The organism is Labrys sp. WJW (genome assembly GCF_001676615.1).
Classification (GTDB): domain Bacteria; phylum Pseudomonadota; class Alphaproteobacteria; order Rhizobiales; family Labraceae; genus Labrys; species Labrys sedimenti.
Window position 1 is genome coordinate 167356 of record NZ_LYXZ01000035.1, and the last position, 9761, is coordinate 177116.

Sequence of the window (9761 nt, forward strand, 5' to 3'; positions counted from 1 at the left end):
TTTACGGTCAAAAACCGAAATGGCACAGCGCAAAGCAATAGTGAGGAAACGAGATACAACGTGTCTCTCTGCAAATATTTGCTAATCCCCTAACGGCTCCATCTCCCTACCCGCCCGCCGGATCTGCACATTGTATTTGACGCGGCGCAGCGTCTCGCGGGCCGAACCGCCGAGCTTGTAGCCGGTGGCCGTCGCCATCAGGTCGATCAGGGTCAGGAAGGCGAAGCGCAGGGCCGTGGGCTTGAGCGTGTCGGCATATTCGGGCACGGCCACGGTCAACCTGACGTCGCAGGCGCGGGCGAGGTCGGTGTCGGGGGCGGTGACGCAGATGATGGTGGCCCGGTATTGGCGGGCGATCTCGACCGCCTCCACCACCTCGCGCGTGCGCCCGGTTGCCGAGATCGCGATCACCACGTCTTTCGGCTTCAGGGTCGAGGCCGTCATGCGCATCACATAGGGATCGATATGGGCTGATACCGCGATGCCATAGCGAAAGAGGCGATATTGCGTCTCCTGCGCCAGGGCGGAAGCGCTGCCGCCGAGGCCGAAAACGGCGATCTGGCGAGCGCCGGCGATCAGGTCGGCCGCTTTCTGCAGTTCTGCTGGATCGAGCTGGCGCTCGGTCGCCTCGATCGCGCGATGGGCCTCGCCGAACACGGCGTTCCAGAACGGCAGGCCGTTATCGGCATGAGCGCCCGATTTGCCGAGATAGAGCGTGCCGACCACCAGGCTCTGGGCGAGGCGCAGCTTGAAGTCCCTGACGCCCTCGCAACCGATGGCACGGCAGAAGCGGGTGACGGTCGGTTCGCTCACTCCGGCGCGCCTGGCGAGTTCGCCATTGGAGGCGGCGACGGCGGCCTCGACATCCTCGAGGACCACGTCGGCGACACGCCGCTCGGCTGGGCGCAAATCGCCATAGGCGTCCTTCACCAGGGAAATGATGTCGGGGATATGGGTCACGCGCTCGGAGGCGGCATTGACCGGCTCGCTCGCCTTGTCGCGCCGGGGTGCTCGCTTCCTGTCCTGGCTCATCAGGCGTTTCTCCCTGGGATTCAAAGCCGCGCAGGCACGAGGCAGCGCGGCCCATGTAGGAAAGTAACACAACCTTCATGTTGGAATAACATAAGAAAATTCCGATAGATAGAAGGTGTTTCGGTGGACTGGTCTTGTAATGGTCCTACCATATGCTTGACACTCAAGTAGGATAGTTACACAGTGCCCGTGCGATGAGATGGCCCTTGAGGGCCACGGCGCATTCTCCGAGGGATGGAATGAAAACGGGGCTGGCATCACACCCGAAGCTTGCCGTGCGGGAGGCAAGCAAGGCCTATCACACCGCTTCGGGCAATCTCGTCGCGCTGGACCGTTGCAGCATCGATATCCAAGCCAATCAGATCGTCTCCATCGTCGGGCCCTCGGGCTGTGGCAAGACCACTTTGCTGTGGTCGATGTCCGGCCTTCACCGCCTCTCAAGTGGCGAGATCAGGCTGGACGGCAAGGCGATCACCGGTCCGCATCCCGATATCGGCCTCGTCTTCCAGGAGGCCAACCTGCTGCCCTGGCGCAATCTCGACGCCAACATCGCCTTTCCCTTCGAGATCAAGGGTACCCGTCCCGACCGGGCCTGGATCGACCACCTCCTGCAGCGCGTCGGCCTCGCCGGTTTTGGCGGCAAGTTTCCGCGCGAGCTTTCCGGCGGCATGCAGCAGCGGGCCTCCATCGTGCGCGCTCTATCGCTCAAGCCCTCGGTTTTGCTGATGGACGAGCCTTTCGGTGCGCTCGACAGCTTCACCCGCGAGGAGATGAACCGGCTGGTCGAGGAGATCTGGCTCGATCGGCCGACCACCATCGTCTTCATCACCCACAGCATCGAGGAAGCCATCTTCCTGTCGGACAGGGTGATCGTGATGAGTGCCAGGCCCGGGCGGGTGGCGAAAGAATATGAGGTGCCGTTCGCGCGCCCGCGTTCCCTGGAAATCATGGCCACCAAGGACGTCTTCGACCTGCAGAACGCCATCAAGCTGGACATCGTCGGCGGCCGCACCAGCCAGATGCAGGCGCCGCTGCGAAGCGCCGTAGCCGCAAGCTGAGGACATCGCCGTGAGTGACGCCGTTCCCCAATTCTCCAAGGCCAAGTCCTTCTCCAAGGCAAGTTCCGGCGACGGCCAGGATGTCAGCCTCACCAATCTTTCGGCCTTTGCCGCGGGGCCCGGCATCAAGTCCGGCTTCGAGATCGCCGCGATCGTCGCCGTTGCCGTGATCCTGATCGGGGGCGCCGAGTTGGCGCTCAGGCTGTTCAAGGTGCCGCTCTACATCATGCCGCCGCCGAGCGCGATCGTCACGGCGCTGTTCACCGAGTTCCCGCTGATCCTGCCGCATCTCGGCTACACGCTGGTGGAACTGGGCGGCGGCTTTGCCATCGGGGCCTGCATCGGCCTGATCCTCGCTGCCGTGATCACCCAGTTCCCCTTCGCCGAGAAGATCATCGCGCCCTATATCCTGCTGCTGGTGACCACGCCGATGCTGGCCTTGGTGCCGCTGCTCATCCTTCGCTTCGGCTTCGGCTATACGCCGAGGATCATCGCAGTGGCTCTGGCCGCCGGCCCGATGGTGATGATCAACGCCGCCACCGGCTTCCGGCGGGTCGACAATGCCAAGATCGCGCTCGCCCGCTCCTATGGCGCCTCGACCCTGCAGATCTTCTGGAAGATCCGGGCGCCGATGGCCCTGCCGATGATCCTCGTCGGCCTGATGATCGGCGCCATCTTCGGCCTGCTGACGGCGGTCGGCGCCGAAATGGTCGGCGGTGGCTTCGGGCTTGGCAACCGGCTGACGACCTATTCCTCGATGATCCAGATGCCGCAATTCTTCGCGGTGGTTCTGGTGCTCTCCATCCTCGGCATCCTGATTTATGTGCTGTTCTTCCTGATCGGCAAGAAATGGGCGAGCTGGGAAGCCTGAGCAGGAAAGCCAACGATAGCAAGGCGTTAGAACGAAAAGACCACACGCCATTCGAACTGCCGGAAACAGGCAGGACCCAACCGGAGGAAGCCCGTGACGAAGAACGAGATCGCATCGATGAAGCCGGACATGACAAGACTTGGTGTGAACCGGCGCTATTTCCTGCAGGTGAGCGCCGGCGGCCTGGTGACGGCGACAGCGCTTGGCGCTTCCGGCCTGCTGACGCCAGCACGGGCCGCCGCCTATGAGAAATTCACCTGGATCTCGCCGCGCGGCACGCTGGAAGTGCTCGACGACTATCCCTATTGGGCGGCGAAGAAGGCCGGCTATTTCGGCGATCTCGCCACGGACATGCAGCCTGGGCCCTCCGACGGCACGGCGACGGTGAAATTCGTCGATGTCGGCCAGGCCGACATGGGCTTCCCGTCCCCCGGCGTGTTTTCCTTCGCCATCCAGAACGGCATGAAGCTCAAATCCGTGTTCCACATGGGGGCACGCGACACGTTCAGCTTCGCCTTCCGCAAGGGCGAGGGCACCAAGGACCTCAAGACGCTGGAGGGCAAGACCATCCTGCTCGGTTCGGCTGCCTGGCAGGCGATCACCGATCCGCTGCTGGCCGCGCAGGGCGTCGACGTCAAGAAGGTGAAATATGTCGAGGCCGGCTGGCCGACCTGGGGCACGGCGCTGGCCGGCGGCCAGGGCGATGCGGCCCTGTCCTGGGAAGGGCTCAGGGCGGAATGGATCGCCAAGGGACTCAGCTTCGACTACTGGCTCGGCGTCCAGCATTCGAAATTCCCGGCCAATACCTTCGTGGTGCGCAGCGCCGATCTCGAGGATCCCGATCGCAAGGCTTTCCTGGAGAAATATCTGCGCGGCTGGGCCATGGGGCTGGAATTCGGCTACCAGAACCCGCGGGCGGCCGTGGAGGCGGTGTTCGAGCAGTTCCCGACGCTCGCCAGCAATCTCGGTCCGGAACTCGGCACCACCTCGATCCTGCAGCAGGTCAACGTCTTCCGCGGCGACATGGACAAGCGCGGCGGCTGGGGCTGGCACGACATGGCGAGCTGGCAGGCCTTCTTCGACCAGATCCACAAGATCGGCCAGATCACCGCACCGGTGAAGGCGGAGGACGTGCTCACCAACGACCTGATCAAGCCGGCCAATGATTTCGACAAGGCCAAGGTCAAGGCCGACGCCGATGGCGCCAAGCTTTCGGACGGCTTCGCCAAGGTCGATGTCGAGAAGATCAAGGCACATCTCTTCGACGGGGCCCTTTAAGGGGAGTTCCGTCATCCCGCGCGCATAGCAGCACGAAATGATGCAATGCAGATGCGGGACCGCATCCAGGGTTCGCATCATTCTGATAGCGGTCCTGGATCTGCGCGGCATCACTTCGTGCTGCAGCGCGTCCGGGATGACCCGCGGTTCACATCGGCGCAAGACATCTAGGTATCGGGAGGACGCATGTCCGATAAGGTCAGGATTCTCGTGGTGGGGCTCGGCAATATGGGGGCCTCCCATGCCAGCGCCTATCATCGCAATGATGGTTTCGAGATCGTCGGCATCATGAGCCGCTCGATCAAGTCGAAGCCCGTGCCGGCCGAACTCGAAGGCTATCCGCTGTTCGAGGATTACGAGGCGGCCCTGAAGGAGACCAGGCCCGATGCCGTCTCGATCAATTCGTGGCCGAACACCCATGCCGACTACGCGCTGAAGGCGATCGAGGCCGGCTGCCATGTCTTCATGGAAAAGCCGATCGCCACCAGTATCGAGGATGCCGAGAAGGTGGTGGCCGCCGCAGTTGCGAAAAATCGCAAGCTGGTGCTCGGCTATATCCTGCGCGTGCATCCTTCCTGGGTGAAGTTCATCGAGATGGGCCGGACCCTGGGCAAGCCTTTGGTGATGCGCCTCAACCTCAACCAGCAGAGCAGCGGCCCGGCCTGGCACTGGCACAAGAACCTGATCGATTCCCTGATCCCGATCGTCGATTGCGGCGTGCATTATGTCGATGTGATGTGCCAGCTCACCGGCGCCCGGCCGCTGCGCGTGCACGGCATCGGCGCCAAGCTCTGGCAGGAGGCGGCCCAGCAGAATTACGGCCACCTGCACGTCACCTTCGACGATGGCTCGGTCGGCTGGTATGAGGCCGGCTGGGGCCCGATGATGAGCGAGATCGCCTATTTCGTGAAGGACGTCATCGGGCCGGAGGGGGCGGTCTCGATCGTGGCCGGCCAGAATGAGAGTGCCAAACAGGGCGAGGAGCTCTCCGATTCCGCCGACATCGATCGCCATACCAAGACCGATGCCATCAAGATCCACTACGCCAAGGTCGACGCCGACAAGAATTTCGCCAAGCCGGACGAGATCTTCAGCATGGAGGACGAGCCGGGGCACCAGGAATTGTGCGACCGCGAGCAGGCCTATTTCCTCAAGGCGATCCGCGAGGACCTCGATCTCACCGAGGCCATGGCGGCGGCGGTGAACAGCCTGCGCATCGTGCTGGCCGCCGAACAAAGCATCCGGGAACAGCGGGCGATCGAGCTCGGCTGATCGGTCCGGCGCGTGCCATTAGCACGCGACACGCCCTAGCTATTTCATCACCAAGGAAAGATCGTCATGACGTCATTGCTGGAGACCTATGTCGAATCCGACGCGCTCGGCCTGGCCGGGCTGGTGCAGAAGGGCGAGATCTCGCCCCTCGAAGTGGTCGAGACTGCCATCACGGTGATCGAGCAGGTCAATCCCCAGCTCAACGCCGTCATCCACCGGCTCTACGACATGGGCAGGGAGGCAGCGGCCAAGGTCGATCGCAAGGCTCCCTTCGCCGGCGTGCCCTTCCTCGCCAAGGAACTCGCCAGCTCCTGGAAGGGCGCCCCGCTCACCAATTCATCGCGCTACCTGAAGGATCTCGTGGCCGACAGTGATTCGGTTTCGGTAAGCCGCATCCGGGCGGCCGGCCTGGTGCTGCTCGGCAAGTCGAACGCGCCGGAGAACGGCTGGTCGATCTCCACCGAGCCCAGGCTCTACGGCGCCACCATCAACCCCTGGAAGGCGGGCATCACTGCCGGTGGCTCGAGTGGCGGCACGGCGGCGGCCGTCGCCTCGCGCATGGTGCCGATCGGCGAGGCGAGCGATGGCGCAGGCTCCATTCGCGTGCCCGCCTCCTGCTGCGGCATCGTCGGCCTGAAGCCCTCGCGCGGCCGGGTCACCCTCGCTCCGGCGGGAGACTTCTGGTACGGCGGCGCCTATTTCCTCTGTCATTCACGCAGCGTGCGCGACACGGCCGCCTATCTCGATGCGGTCGCCGGCGCCTTGCCCGGCGATCCCTATACGCCGCCGAGGCCGGCGGAAACCTGGCTGGAACTATCGAAGCGCGCGCCGGCTCGGCTGCGTATCGGCTACACCGTCAAGCCGGCCAACGGCACGCCGATCGATCCCCAGGTGAAGGCGGCCGTGCTGGCGACGGTGAAGACGCTGGAAGGCCTCGGCCATATCGTTGAGGAACACGACATGGCTCTCGACGGCAATGATGCCTGGAAGACCTATACCCATATGTCTCCGGTCGAGACGGCTGCGATGTTCGATGGCCTGGCCGGCGTGATCGGGCGTCCGGTCACCCGGGACGATGTCGAGCCCCTGACCTGGGCGGTGATCGAGCGCGGCCGTTCGATCAGCGGCGTCGAGCATGCCCGCGATGTCTGGAAATTGCGCGAACTCAGCCGCGCCATCGCGGAGGACCTTGCACCCTACGACGTCTTCCTCACGCCGACCCTGACGCAACTGCCGCGCCCGATGGGCTATTACGACATGTCGATGACCGATCTCGACCAGTACAACGCCAAATGGACGGATGCGGTCTTCGCCTTCCCGTTCAACCTGTCGGGCCTGCCTGCGATCTCGCTGCCGCTCGGCTCGACGCCGGACAACATCCCGATCGGCGTGCAGCTTGTCGGGCGCTATGGTGACGAGGCGGCCGTGCTGGCGGTGTCGACGCAACTCGAACAGGCCATGCCGTGGAAGGACAGGCGCCCGGCTATCAGTGCGTGAGGTGATAGATGCCTTCTCCCCTTGTGGGAGAAGGTCCCGGAAGGGGGATGAGGGGTGTTGGCGCATAGGCCGGTGAGGCAGAGTTGCTCCCCTCATCCGTCATTGCTTCGCAATGCCACCTCTAGTCAACTCAAGAGAGTTGACGACACCCGCAAGGGGTGAAGGAAGCTCACCCCGCCGCCGCCAGTTCCTTGCGCAGGATGGCGCGCAATTCGTCGATCAGCACCGGCTTGCCGCCATCGTCATAGTGCCAGTAGGTCCAGCCATTGCAGGCGGGCAGGCCCTGGGCGAGGGCGCCGATCTTGTGGATCGAGCCGACGATGTCGCCCAGCATGATCGAACCATCGACCCGCACGCGGGCCTGGTGGCGGCCATTGGCACTGCTGAGGATGGCACCGGGCTGCAGGAGCTGGCGTTCGATCACGCTGGCGAAGGGAATGCGCGGCTCCGAACGCTTCTCGGCCGGCGCCAGCATGGCGGCATCGTCGACGAGAACGGCGTTGGCGATACGTTCGCGGGCGTGGGCGATATAGGCCTGGTCGCGTTCGATGCCGACGAAATGGCGGCCGAGCTTCTTGGCGACGGCGCCGGTGGTGCCCGAGCCGAAGAAGGGATCGAGCACGACGTCGCCGGGCTTGGAGGCGGCGAGCAGGATACGCGCCAGCAGGGCTTCGGGCTTCTGGGTCGGATGGGCCTTGCGACCGTCGTCATCCTTGAGCCGTTCGGAGCCGGTGCACAGCGGGATCAGCCAGTCGGAGCGCATCTGCACATCCTCATTGCCGGCCTTCAGCGCCTCGTAGTTGAAGGTGTAGCGCGAGCGCTGGTCGCGCGAGGCCCAGATCAGGGTCTCATGCGCATTGGTGAAGCGCTTGCCGCGAAAATTCGGCATCGGGTTGGATTTGCGCCAGACGATATCGTTGAGGATCCAGAAATCGAGATCCTGCAGGCTGGCGCCGACCCGGAAGATGTTGTGGTAGGAGCCGATCACCCACAGCGTGGCGTCCGGCTTCATCACGCGCTTGACGGCGGCGAGCCAGGCCCTGGTGAAATCGTCATACTCGCGCAGGGAGGCGAACTTGTCCCAGTCGTCGTCGACGGCATCGACCATGGAATTGTCGGGCCGTTGAAGATCGCCGCCCAGCTGAAGGTTATAGGGCGGATCGGCAAAGACGAGATCCACGCTGGCGGCAGGCAGGCGCTGCAACGCGGCAATACAATCGCCTTCGATGATGGTATCGAGCGGTAGAACCGCGCCCGTCACGATCGACGAACGCGATTCTACACGCTTCAACCCAGGGCTCATCCGAAGCGCTTGGGCGGCTCCGGTACGCGAGATACTCATGGGGTACTCATACGCAACGCTTACTGACAACACGCTGGATCCTGGGCCGGTTTGGTAAATTCCGCGTTGCCGCCGCGATAAAAATTTCGTGCCGGAACGGGACGCCTGTGCCGTGGCCGAGCTTGCTGTGACTGTCGGCGTCCTGCTCAAATTGATGACTTGACGCGGTTCAAATTGTCCGACCATTCTAGCCGCCGACCTCGGCACCCAAATTGTGCTGCCATCGGTCCGGGCCCGTCGTAACAAGGGCCCAAACGGGAGAGAAAAATGATCACGCGTCGTTCCTTGCTGCAGATCGCGGCCGGCAGTGCTGCGTTCACCGGCCTCGGGCTGGTGCCGGCCTATGCCGACCTGCCCAAGCTGAAGAAGAAGGACACCTACAAGGTCGGCTTTGCGCAAACGGAGAGCAACAATCCCTGGCGCCTGGCCCAGACCGCCAGCATGAAGGACGAGGCCCAGAAGCGGGGCTGGCAGCTCGTCTACACCGATGCCGCCGGCTCGGCCGCCAAGCAGGTCGCCGACGTACGCTCGATGATCGCCCAGAAGGTCGATGTCATCCTGCTGTCGCCGCGCGAGGAAAAGCCGCTGGTACCGGCGGTGATGGAAGCCAAGAAGGCGGGTATCCCGCTCTTCCTGATCGATCGCGGCGTCGATGTGAATCTCGCCAAGGGCGGCAAGGACTACGTCGCCTTCATCGGCTCGGACTTCATCAAGGAAGGTGAGATGGCCGGCGAATATCTGGCCAAGGCGGTCAACGGCAAGGCCAAGATCATCGAATTGCAGGGTACGGTCGGCTCTTCTCCGGCCAATGACCGCAAGACGGGCTTCGAGAAGGCGATCAAGGCCTACCCCGACATAAAGATCATCGCCTCCCAGTCGGGCGACTTCGCTCGCGACAAGGGGCGGCAGGTCTTCGAGACGCTCTACCAGGCCCATCCCGATGCCACCGCCCTTTATTCGCACAATGACGAGATGACCATGGGTGCCATCGCCGCCATGGAGGCTGCCGGCAAGGTGCCGGGCAAGGATCTGATCCTTGCTTCGATCGACGGCACGCGTGATGCGGCCCAGGCTGTTTCGGATGGCAAGATCCTCGTCCTGATCGAATGCAATCCGAAATTCGGTCCGGCCGCCTTCGACGCCATCGTTAAATATGCGGCCGGCGAAACCGTGGCGCCGCGTCTCGTCAACACGGACCGGCTGTTCAACAAGGACAACATCGCCGCCTACCTGCCGGAATCCTATTGATCCGGCAGTCATAGAACGCTGACTTTTGTCATTGCTGGGCTTGACCCCGGCAGTCCAGCTCTCCCGGTCCAACGGAGAGCCTGGATGCCGGGGTCAAGCCGCGGCACGACAAGGGTCGAGCCTATCAGGCGATCGTTCACCAACGATAGAGGCGGGGTTTTTC

The 9761-nt window shown here is 63.4% G+C and carries 8 protein-coding genes; 6 read left to right on the top strand and 2 right to left on the bottom strand.

Annotated elements, in window-relative coordinates:
- Positions 1-81 precede the first annotated feature (81 nt).
- The gene (locus BA190_RS21520) at positions 82-1032 is read right to left on the bottom strand and encodes a MurR/RpiR family transcriptional regulator (protein WP_082979941.1); all 951 of its coding nucleotides are present in this window, start codon (positions 1030-1032) and stop codon (positions 82-84) included.
- A gap of 239 nt (positions 1033-1271) precedes the next feature.
- Between BA190_RS21520 and BA190_RS21525 the strand changes: the two genes are divergently transcribed.
- From BA190_RS21525 to BA190_RS21545, 5 genes are all read left to right on the top strand, one after another.
- Positions 1272-2090: an ABC transporter ATP-binding protein gene (locus BA190_RS21525; protein WP_068291894.1), complete on the top strand. Its 819-nt coding sequence runs from the start codon at positions 1272-1274 to the stop codon at positions 2088-2090.
- A gap of 10 nt (positions 2091-2100) precedes the next feature.
- Positions 2101-2961: an ABC transporter permease gene (locus tag BA190_RS21530; RefSeq protein WP_245314884.1), complete on the top strand. Its 861-nt coding sequence runs from the start codon at positions 2101-2103 to the stop codon at positions 2959-2961.
- Positions 2962-3078: 117 nt separating this feature from the next.
- The gene (locus BA190_RS21535) at positions 3079-4239 is read left to right on the top strand and encodes an ABC transporter substrate-binding protein (RefSeq protein ID WP_156771641.1); all 1161 of its coding nucleotides are present in this window, start codon (positions 3079-3081) and stop codon (positions 4237-4239) included.
- A 186-nt stretch (positions 4240-4425) separates the two neighbouring features.
- Positions 4426-5511: a Gfo/Idh/MocA family protein gene (locus tag BA190_RS21540; RefSeq protein WP_068291906.1), complete on the top strand. Its 1086-nt coding sequence runs from the start codon at positions 4426-4428 to the stop codon at positions 5509-5511.
- 66 nt (positions 5512-5577) lie between these two features.
- Positions 5578-7008, top strand: coding sequence for an amidase (locus tag BA190_RS21545; protein WP_068291909.1), 1431 nt, complete (start codon positions 5578-5580; stop codon positions 7006-7008).
- A 169-nt stretch (positions 7009-7177) separates the two neighbouring features.
- On the opposite strand, the gene BA190_RS21550 is transcribed toward BA190_RS21545, so the two are convergent.
- Entirely contained in the window at positions 7178-8311 is a 1134-nt protein-coding gene (locus BA190_RS21550) for a site-specific DNA-methyltransferase (RefSeq protein WP_068291910.1), read from the bottom strand.
- 306 nt (positions 8312-8617) lie between these two features.
- On the opposite strand from BA190_RS21550, the gene BA190_RS21555 reads away from it, so the two are divergent.
- On the top strand, positions 8618-9598 hold the full coding sequence (locus BA190_RS21555; protein ID WP_068291912.1) for an ABC transporter substrate-binding protein: 981 nt from the start codon (positions 8618-8620) through the stop codon (positions 9596-9598).
- The last annotated feature ends 163 nt before the right edge of the window (positions 9599-9761 follow it).

Bases quoted from the DNA above. Each gene is read 5' to 3' on its own strand.
- BA190_RS21555 (WP_068291912.1), top strand. From the start codon at position 8,618: ATGATCACGCGTCGTTCCTTGCTGCAGATCGCGGCCGGCAGTGCTGCG.
- BA190_RS21545 (WP_068291909.1), top strand. From the start codon at position 5,578: ATGACGTCATTGCTGGAGACCTATGTCGAATCCGACGCGCTCGGCCTG.
- BA190_RS21550 (WP_068291910.1), bottom strand. From the start codon at position 8,311: ATGAGCCCTGGGTTGAAGCGTGTAGAATCGCGTTCGTCGATCGTGACG.
- BA190_RS21535 (WP_156771641.1), top strand. From the start codon at position 3,079: ATGAAGCCGGACATGACAAGACTTGGTGTGAACCGGCGCTATTTCCTG.
- BA190_RS21525 (WP_068291894.1), top strand. From the start codon at position 1,272: ATGAAAACGGGGCTGGCATCACACCCGAAGCTTGCCGTGCGGGAGGCA.
- BA190_RS21540 (WP_068291906.1), top strand. From the start codon at position 4,426: ATGTCCGATAAGGTCAGGATTCTCGTGGTGGGGCTCGGCAATATGGGG.
- BA190_RS21520 (WP_082979941.1), bottom strand. From the start codon at position 1,032: ATGAGCCAGGACAGGAAGCGAGCACCCCGGCGCGACAAGGCGAGCGAG.